This window comes from Saccharothrix violaceirubra, assembly GCF_014203755.1.
GTDB lineage: Bacteria > Actinomycetota > Actinomycetes > Mycobacteriales > Pseudonocardiaceae > Actinosynnema > Actinosynnema violaceirubrum.
In genome coordinates, this window is the sequence record NZ_JACHJS010000001.1 from 7,110,496 (window position 1) to 7,126,749 (window position 16,254).

General features: G+C 71.2%; 12 protein-coding genes and 1 pseudogene. 5 read left to right on the forward strand and 8 right to left on the reverse strand.

Annotated elements, in window-relative coordinates; all coding sequences use genetic code 11:
- Window positions 1-75: 75 nt before the first annotated feature.
- From F4559_RS33040 to F4559_RS33065, 6 genes are all read right to left on the reverse strand, one after another.
- Window positions 76-849, reverse strand: coding sequence for an RsmA family anti-sigma factor (locus tag F4559_RS33040; protein WP_184674983.1), 774 nt, complete (start codon window positions 847-849; stop codon window positions 76-78).
- Window positions 846-1,463 carry an RNA polymerase sigma factor SigM gene (gene sigM, locus F4559_RS33045; RefSeq protein ID WP_184674984.1) on the reverse strand — a complete coding sequence of 206 codons (618 nt, stop codon included), beginning with the start codon at window positions 1,461-1,463 and terminating at the stop codon, window positions 846-848. Before sigM ends, F4559_RS33040 begins: the two co-directional genes overlap by 4 nt.
- A gap of 284 nt (window positions 1,464-1,747) precedes the next feature.
- Window positions 1,748-3,268 (reverse strand): protein kinase family protein, encoded by a 1,521-nt coding sequence (locus F4559_RS33050; protein WP_184674985.1) that lies wholly within the window; start codon window positions 3,266-3,268, stop codon window positions 1,748-1,750.
- Window positions 3,269-3,305: 37 nt separating this feature from the next.
- Window positions 3,306-4,940 (reverse strand): murein biosynthesis integral membrane protein MurJ, encoded by a 1,635-nt coding sequence (gene murJ, locus F4559_RS33055; protein ID WP_281386422.1) that lies wholly within the window; start codon window positions 4,938-4,940, stop codon window positions 3,306-3,308.
- The gene (locus tag F4559_RS33060) at window positions 4,937-7,207 is read right to left on the reverse strand and encodes a DUF6049 family protein (RefSeq protein ID WP_184674986.1); all 2,271 of its coding nucleotides are present in this window, start codon (window positions 7,205-7,207) and stop codon (window positions 4,937-4,939) included. Before F4559_RS33060 ends, murJ begins: the two co-directional genes overlap by 4 nt.
- A complete protein-coding gene (locus tag F4559_RS33065; protein WP_184674987.1) occupies window positions 7,204-7,728 on the reverse strand; it encodes an NUDIX hydrolase in 525 nt (174 codons plus the stop codon). Before F4559_RS33065 ends, F4559_RS33060 begins: the two co-directional genes overlap by 4 nt.
- Before the next feature lie 132 nt (window positions 7,729-7,860).
- Here F4559_RS33065 and F4559_RS33070 point away from each other — a divergent pair, with 132 nt between their 5' ends.
- Window positions 7,861-9,258, forward strand: a complete 1,398-nt coding sequence (locus F4559_RS33070; RefSeq protein WP_184674988.1) for a CCA tRNA nucleotidyltransferase — start codon at window positions 7,861-7,863, stop codon at window positions 9,256-9,258.
- Between the two features lie 96 nt (window positions 9,259-9,354).
- Window positions 9,355-9,627 (forward strand): response regulator transcription factor, encoded by a 273-nt coding sequence (locus F4559_RS33075; protein ID WP_184674989.1) that lies wholly within the window; start codon window positions 9,355-9,357, stop codon window positions 9,625-9,627.
- On the opposite strand, the gene F4559_RS33080 is transcribed toward F4559_RS33075, so the two are convergent.
- Window positions 9,598-10,917, reverse strand: a complete 1,320-nt coding sequence (locus tag F4559_RS33080; RefSeq protein ID WP_312865944.1) for an MFS transporter — start codon at window positions 10,915-10,917, stop codon at window positions 9,598-9,600. The genes F4559_RS33075 and F4559_RS33080 overlap by 30 nt on opposite strands.
- 233 nt (window positions 10,918-11,150) lie before the next feature.
- Here F4559_RS33080 and F4559_RS33085 point away from each other — a divergent pair.
- A pseudogene (locus F4559_RS33085) lies at window positions 11,151-11,729 on the forward strand (YqgE/AlgH family protein); the annotation flags it as partial.
- Here the strand turns inward: F4559_RS33085 and F4559_RS33090 are convergent.
- Complete coding sequence (locus F4559_RS33090) at window positions 11,726-12,127, reverse strand: SdpI family protein (RefSeq protein WP_312865945.1); 402 nt, start codon at window positions 12,125-12,127, stop codon at window positions 11,726-11,728. The pseudogene F4559_RS33085 and the gene F4559_RS33090 overlap by 4 nt on opposite strands.
- 99 nt (window positions 12,128-12,226) lie before the next feature.
- On the opposite strand from F4559_RS33090, the gene F4559_RS33095 reads away from it, so the two are divergent.
- The gene (locus tag F4559_RS33095; RefSeq protein WP_184674991.1) at window positions 12,227-13,333 is read left to right on the forward strand and encodes an esterase-like activity of phytase family protein; all 1,107 of its coding nucleotides are present in this window, start codon (window positions 12,227-12,229) and stop codon (window positions 13,331-13,333) included.
- Between the two features lie 142 nt (window positions 13,334-13,475).
- Window positions 13,476-16,244, forward strand: a complete 2,769-nt coding sequence (gene leuS / locus F4559_RS33100) for a leucine--tRNA ligase (RefSeq protein WP_184674992.1) — start codon at window positions 13,476-13,478, stop codon at window positions 16,242-16,244.
- The last annotated feature ends 10 nt before the right edge of the window (window positions 16,245-16,254 follow it).

Genomic DNA, 16,254 nt, shown 5'->3' on the forward strand with positions numbered 1-16,254 from the left:
CCCGCACTGTGCTCAACCGATGGTAGGCGTCAGTGATTCCGGCACGACGGGGTGAGGTGGACTACGGCGCGTACGTCAGGACGGGAACTTGCTGTTCGCAAGCACCCCGTTCGGGTTGTCGGGCCCGCACGTCGTCGGGTCCAGGACCACGATCCGGTACTGGCCGGGCTGACCTGTGCCACCGGGCAGGATCGCCATCACGGCCGACTTGCCGTCGAGCGTGATGGGACTGACGCCGATCGGGTCGCCACCGGGGACGTCCGCGCCGCGCAGGCACCCGGCGAGGGTGTCCTGGTTCTCCAACGGGCCGTAGTTCTGCGCCTTGAGCACGTCGCCGAACACCGGTCCGAAGTTGTTGCCCTTCACCGCGAGCGGCGCGCTGTCGGACGGCTTGTCGGTGAGCTTCCCCGGGACCGTCATGGGTGCCCTTGTCGTCGGCAGCGCCACGCCGTCGTTCGTCGGGGTGCTGCCGGGCGTCGTCAGCACGAACGCACCGACCGCGGCAGCCGCCGCGACCAGGACGCCGGAACCCCAGCCCAACGCCTTCTTCCTCGATCTGCGCGCGGCGAGGTCGACGACCGGTGCCCGGTACCGCGCGGCCTCGGCAGCCTCGGCGGCGAGCGCGGCGTCGATCCGCCCGGCAACGTGCGCCGGGATCGGGATGACCGGAAGATCCTTCAGGTCCGCCAGCGTCGCGTCGAGTGCGGCGAGTATCTCCCTGGCCTCGGGGTCGTTGTCCACGATGGGCCGCAACTCTGCCTCGGTCGCCGGATCGAGGACACCGGCGTGGAAGTCAGCGAGCAGATCGACGGACCACGGCGGCCCGAAGTGCCGCACATTGCCGGTCATCGTTCCTCCAACTGACGTCCCTGTTGCACCTGCACATCGTGGACTGGGACGTTCGCACTTGCACTCTGGTTCCGGAGGTGTCCGAGAACTTTGGCCAGCTTGGCGCGACCGCGTGCGCACCGTGACTTCACGGTGCCCTCGGCGATGCCCAGGAGCTGGGCGGTCTCGGCCACGGAATAGCCCTCGACATCGACCAGCACGATCGGTGCGCGCTGCTCCTCGGGCAACTCGTTCAGGGCGGCCTGGACGACCAACCGGGTCTCGCGCTCGGCCATCGCGTCACGCGGAGCAACCGGCTCGCCGGGGCCGGCTTCGGGCAGCGGAACAGTCGGCCGTGTCTGTCGCCGCCGCATCCGATCCAGGCAGGCGTTCACGACTATTCGGTGCAACCACGTCGTGACCTGCGATTCCGCCCGGAAACCGGCTGCGGCGCGGAACGCGGAGATGAACGCCTCCTGCAACGCGTCCGCCGCTTCCTCGGGATCGCGCAGCGTTCGCAACGCCACCGCCCACATCCGGTCCCGGTGGCGTTTGACCAGCTCGGAGAAGGCGTGCGGGTCGCCTGCGGCGTGCGCCGCGATGAGGTCTGCGTCCGAGCTGGCTGCGGCGGTCACACGAAGAGGGTATCGGCCCTTGTCCTTGGCTCTCGTCCAGCCCTTATGTCCCGGACGCCGGTACTTGGGGGTGGGGCGATCTGGGCCTTCATGCCCAGGTCGGCGATGGTTTTCGCGGTGATTCGCGGAAACTTTTCACTTTGTTTCGGGGGTACTCATGCCCCCGCCTCCCTTGGGGGCGTGCCCTGGTCCAGCCTGCTCCGCATGGGAATCAGCGCGGGCAGGTGGCGGGGTGCCTGCCGTGCTGCCAGGGGTCTGGCGGGGTGATCGGTCCGGGCCGGTGGCTACTTGGCGCGGGTGTAGACGAGTTCCGCGATCTCGGTCTTGTTGTCGCGACCGCTGCCGGCCAGTTTGGTGATCCAGATCAGCACGTGCTGGGTGGGCTCGTGGGCGTTCAGTTGGATCTGGGTGGGGCCGGCGGAGAGGGTGGCTGTGGCGATCACCTTGGTCTCTTGCAAGGGGACGCCGTCGGCTGATGCCGTTCTGATCTCCACGACCGTGCCGGCGCTGGGGGACGTGATGGTGATCGACGCGAGCTTCACCGGCTCGGCGAAGCCTGCCATCAGGCCGATTCCCGGCTTCAGCGCGGGGAACGGTTGGTAGTAGTTGTCGGTCTGCCACACGGTGGTCGGGTTGTTGTCCACCGCCCTGTTGGCCCGGTTGGCGTTGTCCGGCTGGTTCGTCACGTCGTAGACGCCGACCGACGCCGCCTGCACCGGGCCCGCCGGGGCTGGGGGTGCGGGGGCCGCGCTGTCGCCGGGTGCGTTCGACTGGCCGACGACGACCGTCGGGCCGCCGCCGGGGCCGCCGTCGTCGCTGAAGAAACCGACGATCTGGATGCCGAGCCACACGACCACGGCCAAAGTCGCGATCGCCAGGACCGCGACGCTGATCAGCAGTTTGCGTCGGTGCTCCCGGCCCGCCTTCGGGCGTTCGGTGGTCCACACCGCGCCGTCGTCGGACTCCCCCGGCACCGGGGACAGCAGGGCCGTCTGCGCTTCGGACGCGGACATGCGGTCGAGGACCTGGAGGATCGCGGCGCTGGTGCGGATTCCGCCGACGCTGGTGTCCTCCAGCGAACGCACTGCCACCGACGACAGTTCGTGCGGGACGTAAGGCTGCAACGCGCTGGGCGCGACGACCTTGCCGTCCGGGGCGGTCGGGGCGACCGGGACTTCGGGTGGGCCGCCGGGCAGGGCCCACTTGCCGGTGAGCAGCAGGTAGAGGACGGCGCCCAGGCCTTTGACGTCGTCGCGGGCGATCGCGTCGGGGCGGGGGCCGGGGAAGGCCAGTCGCAGCCTGCCGTCCGAGGCGACCCGGATGCGGTGCGGGTGGTCGGCTCCCAGCACCAGGCCCGCGTGGTGGGCGCCCTCGATCGCGGCGCCCAGCGGCTCCAGCAGGCGTGATGCCGCGCCGGCGGGCAGCGGGCCGTCGGTGAGCAGGTCGGCGAGGTCCGTGCCCTGCGTCCACTCGGCCACGACCATCGCCAGGATGCCCTCGTCCCAGCGGATTCCCGAACCCGGCGTCAGCACGTCGATCACCCGCGCCACGCCGGGGTGCGTGAACGACGACGAGTGCATCGCCCGCTCCGCGACCCGCTTGGCGCGTGCCAACTGCTGCTGTTCGCCGGGGTGCCCGACCATCACGGTCAGGGCCACGTCGCGGTTGAGTTGGCCGTCGCGGCCCCGCCACAGTTCGGCGGCGCACCGGTGGTCGACTCCCGAACGGGCCAGCAGGCGGTATCGGCCGTCGCCGATCACCCCGCCGGGCGTCAGCGAGGTGTTCTGGATCGGGCCGCCGCTCACGCGACCGAGGTTACGGGAACGATCGCTTCACGGCGGCTCATCGACGTCCCACCAATCGGAGAACCTTGTCCATCGCCGGTTTCACCTCGGGCACTCGGAACACCGCCAGGAGCCCGAAACTCAGTGGCAGGCCCACGACCGTCAGGACGACCAGGTCGATCCACGCCTCCGTCCGCACCGACTCCAGGCCCAGCGCGGCCGTCACCAGCCACGCCAGCCCCGCCGCCATGGCGAAGCCGATCGCCGACGCCACCACCGTCAGGCAGATCGTCCACGCCGTGTACCCGGTGCGCAGCCGCCCCAACCGCAGCCGCAGCCACACCTGGCCGACCACCGCGCCCGCGACGAAGCTCAACGACATCGCGATCGACACGGCCACCGCGAGCTTGTCCGTCGGCGAGATCTTCAGGAACAGCAACAACAACGCGATCCGGATCACGACGATGACACCCTGGATCAACGTCGGTGTCCGGGCGTCCTTCATCGCGTAGAAGACGCGGAGCTGAAGCAGCGTGATCGCGTAGGGCACCAGGCCGAATGCGGACAACGCCATCGCCACGCCGATCTCCGTGCCGCCCGCGATGCCCGACTCGCCGTGCGAGAACACCGCGAGGCCGATCGGCAGGCCGGCCACGGTGAGCAGCGCGGCGAACGGCATCAGCAGGATCGACGACATCCGGTTGCCGAACGACAGGTCGCCGACCAGCGAGCCGATGTCGTTCGCCGCTGCCGCGCGGGACATCTTCGGCATCAACGCGGTCAGCAGCGACACGCCCAGCACGCCGTAAGGCACCTGCGTGACCAGCCACTGGTAGTTGTAGACGGTGATCGCGCCCACGTCGTTCGTGGCGACGCGCGTCAGCACGACCATGCTCACGAACCCGAGGCCGACGTAGAGCAGGACCCACAAGGCCAGGCCGCCGAACTCGGCCAGCCGCCGGTCCCAGCCGAAGCGCCAGCGGAACCGGAAACCGGTGCGGCGCATGGCCGGGATCATCACGGCTGCCTGCACGGCCACGCCGAGCATCGTGCCCAAGCCCAGGACCAGCAGCTTCGGTTCGCCCATGCGGACCGGGTCCAGCGAGATCTCGCCGGGCAGCACCCAGTACACGCCCAGCACGACGATCATGACCACGTTGTTGAGCACCGGCGCCCACGTGGGCAGGCCGAAGATGTCGCGGGTGTTGAGGATCGCGCCCAGCAGGGCCGACAGGCCGTAGAACACGATGCCCGGCAGCACGAGGTACGCGAACGCCGTGACCAGTTCGGGGTTGGCCTTGTCGGACGAGCTGACGAACAGCGAGGTCAGCAGAGGTGCGGCGATGATCGCGACCACCGTGCCGATGCCCAGCAGCACGGCCGACATGGTGACCATCCACTGCGCGTACGACTCGCCGCCGTCGCCGTCCTCCTTCTCGGCGCGCACGAGCAGCGGGATCGCCACGCTGGTCAGCACGCCGCCGAGGAGCAGCTCGTTGATCATCGTCGGCAGCGTGGTCGCCACCTGGTAGGAGTCGTTCAACGCGGTCGCGCCGAGCAACGTGACCAGCAACAGCTTCGACAGCAGACCCGACGCCCGGCTCACCACCGTGGCGATGGCCATCGAACCGCTGGCCCGCGCGACGGACGGCGCCGCGTCCGATCTGTTCTCCTGCGTCACTGTCTCGCTCAACTCGCGCTCGACTTCTCGGGGGTGACGCCTTCGGCGTCGTCGGGTACCAGCACGGCCGCCGCCCGCACCGCGCGCACCCGCCGGTAGATCCGGCGGGACACGAGCAGCACCAGCAGACCGGCGGCCAGGCAGGTGATGACAAGGGTGATCGTCCCGTACGCGGACGACGAAACCTCCAGCCGGGCACGTTCGCCGAGTTCGACGCCACCGGGCGTGGTCAACCGCAGGTGCAGGCTGAACCGGCCCGACCGCAGCACCTCGACCGGCACGCTGATGAACCGCTCGCCGTGCGCGGGCAGGACCTGGTCGGGAAACTCCTTGGCCCGGATGCCCGGCGCGTCCTCCAGCACGATCCGGACGACCACGCGCACACCCAGGTTGTTGCGGATCGTGACCGGGATCGGACTGTCGCCCGACCCGAGCAGGATCGGGCTGTTCGGCTCGGTCACGGTGACCTGCCCGCGCAGCGCGTCGACCTCGGCCATGCCCGACACCAGCGTGGCCCGCGCGCCGCTCTCGTCCCCGCGCCACGCGCCGGACACCACGCGCAGCAGGTCGAGCCGCAGCGGGTCGACCAGGTCGGCGACCGGCGTGTCCGCGGCGTCGACCTGGCGCATGGCGTCGGCCATGCCCACGACCTCGCGGTACGAGTCGCCGACCGCGGCGGTGATCGTCGGCGACACCTCGCGCACACCCGCGTCGACCGGGTAGCCCAGCGTCGCGATCTGCTCGGGCGCGGGGCCGTCCAGGACGGTGGCCAGGCCGGTCGGCGTCGCGAACCCGCTCGCGACCAGGTTCTCCGTCACGTCCAGGAACGTGGTGATCTCCCCGGTCGGCGCGCTCCACCGGCGCGGCGGCGCGATCACGAGGTTGCGGCCGTCGCCCTGGAAGCCGGTCCGGTACGCCAACGCGGCCAGCGCGTTCTGCACGGACACGGGCGTGGGGCGGTCGCCGCCGAAGGTCTGGGCGGTGCCGCGCAACGCGTCCGACACCATCGCGTCGATGCGCACGGCCGTGGTGGGTGCCGCCGCGTCGCCGCCGCCCTGCTCGCCGAGGCGGACCGGGTTCGTGCCCGGCGCGTCGCCCACAGCGGACTGGTCGAGCACGAGGCGCCGCACGCCGCGCGTGGTCAGGTCGGTGAACGTCTGCTCGTCGACCACGCCGTCCTCGGGCCACACCAGGTCGGGCAGCGGCTGCACCTGGAGCGCCTCGCGCACCAGCTCGCCGCCGCCCAGGGCGAGCCCGGTCAGGTCGCCGAGGCCGGCGCGGGTCAACGCCACCAGGTCGGCGTCCGCGTCGGGCAACGCGATCACGCAGCGGCCCGCGACGGCCGCGCGCAACGCGCGCAACCACAGGTCGGCGTCGGTCCGCCCCTTGCCCTCGCCGAGGCCGCGGACCTGGTAGCCGCCGGCCATCGCGATCGCCGTGCGCAGCAGGTCCGGGTCGACGGCCAGGCACATCGCGGGTGCGAGCGGGCCCGTCACCGCCGACTCGTACGCCTTGAGCAGGCCGTACAGCCGGCCGCCCGGCGCGAACGAGGACGCGAGCTGGTCGTCGGTGAGCAGCGACTGCCCGTCGGACCCGACCCGGATCAGGCGGGGCCGGTCGGCCACGGGCCACAGCACGGTGATCTTCGCGGGCGTGGCGGGCGGTCCGGCGTCCTGGCCGCCGGGCACGGAGACGACCGGCAGCAGCGTGCTCAGCGCGGCCAGTCGGGCCCGGCCGCCGAAGTCGGGCCGGCCGTTGATGTTGGCCAGGATCGGGTAGATGCCCGGCTGGTCGATCCGCAGGGCGGTGTCGGCCGTGCCGCGCAGCGGGATCGTGAGGCTGAACTCGCGGGTCTCGTCGCGGGCCAGCTCGTCGGCGATCCGGGTGAACTCGGGCTGGACGAACTCGGCGTCGGCGGGTTCGCGCAACGCCTTGCGGACCTCGTCCTCGCTCTTGAGCGGTTCGCCGCGCTCGAGGCGGAACTCGATGTCGGAGATCTTGCGGTCGCCGACGTTGGTGATCTTCCCGGACACCGTGACCTCGGCCGGACCACCGGCCGTGACCACGCGCGGGGTGAGCTGCTCGACGTCGAGCCGCAGCCACGTCTGGGACTGGTCGCCGGGCTGGGCGGTCAGCGCGTCCAGTGTCGACCAGACCTGGGTCGCGGGTGCGGGCTTGATCGGCAGCGGACCCGGTTCGCTCGGCGCGGCACCGGCGGCCGGGCCGCCCGTGACGACGAGGACACCGGCCACCGCGAGCGCGGACAGCAGCCGTTTCACGCGGACTCAGCTCCGTCCCGCACCGGGTGCGACCCGGTGAGCAGGTCGACGGCCCGGCGCACCAGTCGGCGCTCGTCCGCGTAGGCGAGCCGTTCGTCCAGTTCGCCCAGGGGCACCCACGCCACCTCGGTGACCTCCACGTCTTCGTCGGAAAGCTCGCCGGCCACCGCTTCGAGCAGGAAGTGGTGGACGGTCTTGTGCACGCGCCGGTCCTCGGCGACGAACCAGTAGTCGATCGAGCCGAGCGGCCGGAGCACCCTGCTATGAATACCGGTTTCCTCGGCGACCTCGCGCACCGCGGTCTGCTCGGCCGTCTCACCAGGCTCGATGTGTCCCTTGGGCAGCGACCACAGCAGCCGCCCGCGCCGGTCGAGCCGGCCGATCACCGCCGCCCGGCCCCGTCCGGGGTCGAGCACCAGCCCGCCCGCCGAGGTCTCGTCGACCGTCGTCAGCCGCCGGCCGCGACGTCGACCGCGACGCCTCGGCTGGAGACCACCGGGATGGTCGGGCGACACGGGCATGGGGCCGATGGTAGTGCCGACCAGCGGCGGGCCGGTGTGGCGAAACGTGCCGGTGCCGTAATCGGGAGGTGGCGTGACCGGCGGAAATCCGGTGCGTGAAGACGGCTTGTCCCCCAAGTGGACAATGTCGCGGTGGAGTTGTCGAACACCTTCCCCGTCGCCACCGACCTCGCCGGCCGTTTCGCCGCGGCCGGACACCGCCTCTACCTGGTCGGGGGCAGCGTCCGCGACGCGTTCCTCGGCCGGCTGTCGGGCGACCTCGACTTCACGACGGACGCCCGGCCGCCGCAGGTCCTCGCCGTCCTCAAGGGCTGGGCGGACGCGATCTGGGACGTGGGCATCGCGTTCGGCACGGTCGGCGCGTCCAAGGACGGGCAGACCGTGGAGATCACCACGTTCCGGTCCGACGCCTACGACCGCGTGAGCCGCAACCCCGAGGTGACGTTCGGCGACACGGTCGAGGGCGACCTGGTCCGCCGCGACTTCACGGTCAACGCGATGGCCTACGACCTGCTCGAGCGCCGGCTGATCGACCCGACGGGCGGGCGCGCGGCCCTGGCGGCCGGCGTGCTGGACACGCCGGCGACGCCCGCCGAGTCGTTCGGCGACGACCCGCTGCGGATGCTGCGCGCGGCCCGGTTCGCCGCGCAACTCGGGTTCACCGTGGCGCCGCGCGTGTCCGAGGCGATGAAGGCCATGGCCGGCGAACTCGGTCGGATCACGGCCGAACGGGTACAGGTCGAACTGTCGAAACTGCTGCTGGGCGCGCACCCCCGGGCGGGCGTCGAGTTGGCGGTGTCGACTGGTCTGGCCGACGTCGTGCTGCCGGAACTGCCCGCGATGCGGCTGGAGATCGACGAGCACCACCAGCACAAGGACGTGTACTCGCACTCGTTGACCGTGCTCGAACAGGCGATCGACCTGGAGACCGACGGCCCGGACCTCACGTTGCGGCTGGCCGCGCTGCTGCACGACATCGGCAAGCCCGGCACGCGGCGGTTCGAGTCGGGCGGCGGGGTGTCGTTCCACCACCACGAGGTGGTCGGCGCCAAGCTCGTGCGCAAGCGCTTGCGGGCGTTGAAGTACGCCAAGGAGATCGTGGCGGACGTCGCCCAGCTCGTCTACCTGCACCTGCGGTTCCACGGCTACGGCGGCGGCGAGTGGACCGACTCGGCCGTGCGCCGCTACGCGACCGACGCCGAGCACCTGCTGACCCGGCTGCACAAGCTCGTCCGGGCGGACTGCACGACCCGCAACAAGCGCAAGGCCAACGCGCTCCAACGCACCTACGACGACCTCGAACGGCGGATCGAGCGCCTGGCCGCCGAGGAGGACCTGGCGCGCGTGCGCCCCGATCTGGACGGCAACGAGATCATGCGGCTGCTCGACCTGCCCCCGGGGCCGCAGGTGGGTCAGGCGTGGAAGTTCCTCAAGGAACTCCGCCTGGACCGCGGCCCGTTGGAGCACGACGAAGCCGTCTCGGAGCTGTTCGCGTGGGCCGAACGCGAGGGCATCCGGACCAGGGGGTAGCCCGGCGCGGGAAGCTTGTTAGCCAAGTGACAGGCAGTTGCGACACCATGACTGTGTGCGTAGTAGGACACGCACGACGCACAGGGGGTGGTGCGCATGACCGCTTGGGGATTGTCCACAGAGGGGGGCACCCGGGCGCGTGACCTGGCGGTGTTGAGCGATCAGCAGCGGGTGGTCCTGCGGTGTCTGGCCAGGGGGCTGGCCGACCACGAGATCGCGCGGGTGCTGGCGTTGAGCCAGCGGCAGGTCGCCTCGGTGGTGGCCGACATCCTGCGGGCGCTGGGCCTGCGGGACCGGATGGCGGCGGTCGTCTTCGCCCACGAGACGGGGATGATCCGGCTACCGGTCCCGAACGGACTGGCGGGATAGCAGCAGGTAGCCGGCCGCGCCGACGAGATAGGTCGCCGTCGCGGCGAGCACGAGGCCGGGCGACCGGCCGTCCAGGGGGACCAGTGCCGCCGCGATGGCGATGGCGACGACCTGCGTCGTGTTGAACAGGGTGTCGTAGAGGGCGAACACGCGACCGCGCGTCTCGTCGCCGATGTCGCTCTGCACGGCGGCGTCCACGCACAGCTTCACGACCTGGCCGCCCAGGGTCAGGAAGAACGCCGCGCACAGGACCGTCGGCAGCAGCACCGGCAGGCCGAGCACGAGTTCGATCACGGCCGCCAGGCCCTGTGCCGCCGCCGCGAGCCCGAGTGCGCACAGCACGGTCCGTCGGGCGCCGAGCCGGTCGACGACCCGGTCCGTGAAGATGCCCGCGAGCAGCACGCCGAGACCGCCGGACACGGCGACCTCGCCGAGTCCGGCGATGCCCGCCTTGAGCGGCCCGAAGTCCTGGAGCGTGTTGCGCATGAGCAACAACGTGAGCAGCAGCGAGATGCCGAACCCGACGCGGTGGGCGAGCAGGGCGAACAGCGCGGCGACCACGGACGGCGTGCGCGCGGCGGCCCGTGCGCCGTCGAGCAGGCCGCGTGCGATCGCGGCGAACGCCCCGCTGGGCTCGTCGACCTCGTCCGGTCCGAGCACGCCGCGCGCGAACCGGGACGCGATCGCCGCCGCGAGCAGCGACCCGACCACGGCCGTCGCGGTCGTCCACGACGAGCCGCCGTCGCCCGCGCCGAGCGCGACGCGCAGCCCGATCGCGCAGCCCGCGCCGAACACCGCCGTCAACGCGCCGAGCGTGGACACGAACGCGTTTGCCTCGACCAAGTGGTCCTCGGTGACCACGTGCGGCAGCGACGCCGACGAACCCGAGCCGACGAACCGGGACACGCCCGTGACGATCAGCGCCGCCGCGTAGAGCGGGACGCCCTCCAGCCCGGCACCCACGGCCATGGCCGTGAGCAGCACGAACACGCCGCGCACGAGGTTGGCCACGACCAACACCCGCCGCCGGTCCCACCGGTCGAGCAACGCGCCCGCGAACGGACCGACGATCGAGTACGGCAGCAGCAGCACGGCGAACCCGGCCGCGATGTCCAACGGGTCGGACTGCCGTTCGGGGTTGAACAGGACCGCGCCCGCGAGCCCGGCCTGGAACAGGCCGTCGCCCCACTGGGCGGCGAGCCGGGACAGCAGCAGCCGCCGGAAGTCGGCGATGCGCAGGAGTCTGCGGACGCCGAGGTGGTGCTTTTCCGTCGTCACGCCCCTGGTCACGACAGCAGCGTAGGCCTTGGCCGGGAGCCGGACCCCTGCGGACAGGGGTCCGGCTCGTCGGGTACCCAAGGTCGCCTCTCGGCGGCAGCGCCCGACGGCTCCGGCCGCACCGGTATTCCGCCGAGGCGGTTTGTGTTGGGCCCGGGGGACTCGAAGGCACCCGACGGTCCGTACAACGACCGTGACTCCCCGGATGTTCCACGCCGGGTGTAGCGGCCGTCGTCTGGGATCATGGCGACGTGCGCGATGAAGACGACGTCCAGCCGGGCTCCCTGCTGGTGGCTGCGACGGGTCTGACCGATCCCAACTTCCGCCGCACGGTGGTCTACGTGATCGACCACCGCGGCGAGGGGACGCTGGGCGTCGTGCTGAACCGACCGAGCGAGGTGGCGGTGCACGACGTGCTGCCCAACTGGGGTCCGCACGTGTCCCGGCCGCAGGCCGTGTACATCGGCGGGCCGGTCGAGCAGAAGACGGCGCTGTGCCTGGCGGCGTTGCGCGCGGGCGAGGACCACCAGTCGATCAAGGGCATGGTGGGCGTGCACGGCCCGGTCGCGCTCATCGACCTGGACTCCGACCCGGACGACCTCGTGCCCAAGGTGCGCGGGCTGCGGGTGTTCGCCGGGTACGCGGGGTGGAACGAGGGCCAGTTGGCCGGCGAGATCGAACGCGGCGACTGGCTCGTGTTCCCGGGTCTGCCCGACGACGTGCTCACGCCGCCGAACGTCGACCTGTGGGGTCGGGTGCTGCGCCGCCAGGGCATGCCGACGGCGTTGCTCGCGTCGTTCCCGGTGGACGTGCGGCGGAACTAGGCGCGGGTGAGCACGCCACACCCGCCGCCGGCGCATGCGCAGCCGCCGCACCCGGCGGGCGTCGGCTCGGGCATGGCCTCGGCGGCCCGGTGGCCCAGCACGCCGCCGGCACCGGCGATCACCAGCGTGCCGACCAGGCCGACCAGGCCGATGACGAGCGCGGTCTCCGGCTTCGCGGCGATGGCCGCGGCGGTCACCAGCGCGACCGCACCGGCCACGATCGTGGGAACACCGGCGATGCGGTTGGCCAGCGCAAACGTTTCATCGTCACGCAACGTGGCCTTGGTGCGGACACCGAAGAACCTGTTCCGGTGAAGCAGGCCCCGCAAGCCCAGCGCGCCGATCGCGACGAACGCGGCCCCGACCAGGGCCGATACCACCAGCAGCACGATGTTCACGCCCACGAGGGTAGGCCCGCGGGATTCCGAACCACGAACCGGGTTTCACCCGGACGAGCACTTCCCGTCGAGGTCCGATGATCGGAAGGCTGTGGGCACATGAGACTTCGCACCTGCGTCGCCGTGGTCGTCCTCGCGTTGGGCGTGACCGCGGTGCCGGCGACCGCCGCGCCGGCCGGTGTCCGCTACCTCGGACAGGCGGTCGTCCCGCACAAGCTCCAGTTCCGGGGCACGACCGTCGGTGGCCTGTCCGGCATCGACCGCGACCCGTTCACCGGCCGATACGTGCTGATCAGCGACGACCGCGGCTACACCGAGCCACCCCGGTTCTACACGGCGAACGTGCGGGTCACGACGTCCGGCGTCGACTCGGTGGAGATCACCGACGTGCGGACGTTGAAGCGGCCCGACGGCTCGACCTACCCCTCGCCCGCCGTCGACACCGCCAACGCGATCGACCCCGAGGAACTGCGCGTCGACCCGTGGACCGGCGGCTACTGGTGGGCACAGGAAGGCGACCGGCCCACCGGCAAGCCGCTCGTGCAGCCGTCCATCCGGCAGGCCGGGCGTGACGGGGCGCACGTGGCCGACTTCACCCTGCCGCGCAACTACGCCATCGAGCCGACCACCGGTCCGCGCCGCAACCAGGCGCTGGAGGCGTTGACGTTCTCCTCCGCCGGGTTCCTGGTGACCAGCGTCGTGGAGGGTCCGCTGCTCCAGGACGGCGACGTGCCGACCGTCGACCGGGGCGCGTTGACCAGGCTGACCGTGCAGACGCGCGGTGGCGACGTGGTCGCGCAGTACGCGTACCCGTTGGAGAAGCTGTTCGCGGTGCCCGAGCCGGGGCCGTGGGGACCGGACACGGGCGTGCCGGCGATCCTGGCCGACCCGTACACGCCCGGGAAGTACCTGACGCTGGAACGCCAGTGGGTGCCCGGCGCCGGGTACGACGTGCGGATCTTCGAGATCTCGGTCTTCGGCGCCACGGACGTGCGCAGGCTCGACACGTTGAACGCGAACGTGCGACCTGTGCACAAGAAGCTCGTGGCGAACCTGAAGGACCTTCCGCTGCCGGTGGTCGACAACGTCGAGGGCATCACGTGGGGCTCGGTCCTGCCCACCGGCGAACGCACCCTGCTGCTGGTCAGCGACGACAACTTCTCGGCCGAGGAGTTCACCCGGTTCATCGCGGTCGCGCTGCGCTGATACCGTGGTGACATGAGCAAGGCAAGCCTGCTTCTTGGCTAGCCGCGCGGACCGTCAGGATCGCGCGGCAACCCCTCACGCCCGTCGGGCTGGGGGGTTTCGTCGTGTCAGGGCAGGTATACCGATCGAGAGGGACATCCCGATGAGCACCGAGTCGGCGGAAACCCCGGCGTTCCGCTACACCGCCGGACTGGCGGGCGAGATCGAGCAGCGGTGGCAGAAGCACTGGGAGGAGCAGGGCACCTTCCACGCGCCCAACCCGGTCGGTCCGCTCGCCGGCGAGGTCCCGGCCGACAAGCTGTTCGTCCAGGACATGTTCCCGTACCCGTCGGGCGCCGGCCTGCACGTCGGCCACCCCCTGGGCTTCATCGGCACGGACGTGTTCGCCCGGTACCACCGGATGAACGGGCGCAACGTGCTGCACACGATGGGCTTCGACGCGTTCGGCCTGCCCGCCGAGCAGTACGCCGTGCAGACCGGGCAGCACCCCCGGCACACCACGGAGGAGAACATCCGGACCTACCTGCGGCAGATCCGCCGGCTGGGCCTGGGCCACGACGAGCGCCGGCGCATCTCCACGATCGACCCGGACTACTACCGGTGGACCCAGTGGATCTTCCTGCAGATCTTCGAGTCCTGGTACGACGCCGAGGCCGGGCGGGCGCGTCCGATCTCCGAGCTGGTCGCCCAGTTCGAGTCCGGTGAGCGCGAGGCGCCCGGCGGCTGGGCGGACCTGTCGAAGGCCGAGCGGGAGCGGGTGCTGGGCGAGTACCGCCTGGCCTACCTGTCCGAGGCGCCGGTCAACTGGTGCCCCGGCCTGGGGACCGTGCTGGCGAACGAGGAGGTCACCGCCGACGGGCGCAGCGAACGCGGCGACTTCCCCGTGTTCCGGCGCTCGCTGCGCCAGTGGATGATGCGGATCACCGCGTACGCCGACCGCCTGGTCGACGACCTGGACCGGCTGGACTGGCCGGACAAGGTCAAGGCCATGCAGCGCAACTGGATCGGGCGGTCGCAGGGCGCGCGCGTGCGGTTCGCCGTCGGCGGGTCCGCGATCGAGGTCTTCACGACCCGGCCCGACACGCTGTTCGGCGCGACATACCTGGTGCTGGCGCCCGAGCACCCGCTGGTGGACGCGATCACCACGGCCGACGCCGTCGACGCCGTCGCGGCCTACCGGCGTGAGGTCGGCCGGAAGTCCGAACTGGACCGACAGGAGAACAAGGAGAAGACAGGCGTCTTCACCGGATCTTTTGCGGTCAACCCGGTCAACGGCGCGAAGCTGCCGGTGTACGTCGCCGACTACGTGCTGATGGGCTACGGCACCGGCGCGATCATGGCCGTGCCCGGCCAGGACCAGCGCGACTGGGACTTCGCCAAGGCGTTCGACCTGCCCGTGATCCGGACCGTCCAGCCGCCCGCGGACTTCGACGGCGAGGCGTTCACCGGCACCGGCCCGGCCGTCAACTCCGGCTTCCTGGACGGCCTGGACGTGGCCGACGCCAAGAAGCGGATCATCGCCTGGCTGGAGGAGGAAGGCCACGGCGAAGGCACGGTCCAGTTCAAGCTGCGCGACTGGCTGTTCTCGCGCCAGCGCTACTGGGGCGAGCCGTTCCCGATCGTGTACGACGAGGACGGCACGCCCGTCGCCGTGCCCGAGTCGGCGCTGCCGATCGAACTGCCCGACATCGACGACTACTCGCCGCGGACGTTCGACCCCGAGGACGCGGACTCGCAGCCGTCGCCACCGCTGTCGCGCGCCGCGGAGTGGACGAAGGTCGTGCTGGACCTGGGCGACGGCCCGCGCGAGTACCGGCGCGAGGTCAACACCATGCCCAACTGGGCCGGATCGTGCTGGTACCAGTTGCGCTACGTGGACCCGACCGAGTCGTCGCGGTTCGTGAACGCGGAGAACGAGCGCTACTGGCTGGGCCCGCAGGCGTCCCGCGGCGCCTCGGACCCGGGTGGTGTCGACCTGTACATCGGCGGCGTCGAGCACGCCGTCCTGCACCTGCTGTACTCGCGGTTCTGGCAGAAGGTGCTGTTCGACCTGGGCCACCTGTCCGGCGACGAACCGTACCGGCGGCTGTTCAACCAGGGCATGGTCGAGGCTTACGCGTACCGCGACGCCCGTCGCGTGCCCGTCCCGGCCGAGCAGGTCGAGGAGCGTGACGGCAAGTACTTCTACGAAGGCGAAGAAGTCACCCGCGAGTACGGGAAGATGGGCAAGAGCCTGAAGAACGTCGTCACGCCGGACGAGATGTGCGACAAGTACGGCGCCGACACGTTCCGCCTGTACGAGATGTCCATGGGGCCCATGGACGTTTCGCGGCCTTGGGCGACCAAGGACGTCGTCGGCGCACAGCGGTTCTTGCAGCGGCTGTGGCGCAACCTGGTCGACGAGACGACGGGCGAGTTGCGTGTCGTCGACACGCCGGCGACCGAGGACGAGCTGCGCCTGCTGCACCGCACGATCGACGGCGTGCGCGACGACTACGCGAACCTGCGCTACAACACGGCGGGCGCGAAGTTGATCGAGCTGAACAACTACGTGACCAAGCACCACCCGTCCGGTGCCCCGCGTGACCTGGCCGTGCCGCTGGTCCTGATGCTGGCGCCGCTGAGCCCGCACGTGGCCGAGGAGCTGTGGTCGAAGCTGGGCAACGCCACGTCGCTGGCCCACGGCCCGTTCCCGGTGGCGGACGCGAAGTACCTGGTGGAGGACACGGCCGAGTACCCGATCCAGGTCAACGGCAAGGTGCGCGCGCGGGTGGTCGTGGCGGCGTCGGCTTCGCCGGACGAGGTGAAGGCGACGGCCCTGGCGGACGAGAAGGTCGTCGAACTGTTGGGCGGCAAGGAGCCGCGCAAGGTGATCGTCGTCCCCGGCCGGTTGGTGAACGTGGTGCTGTGAGTTCTCGTGG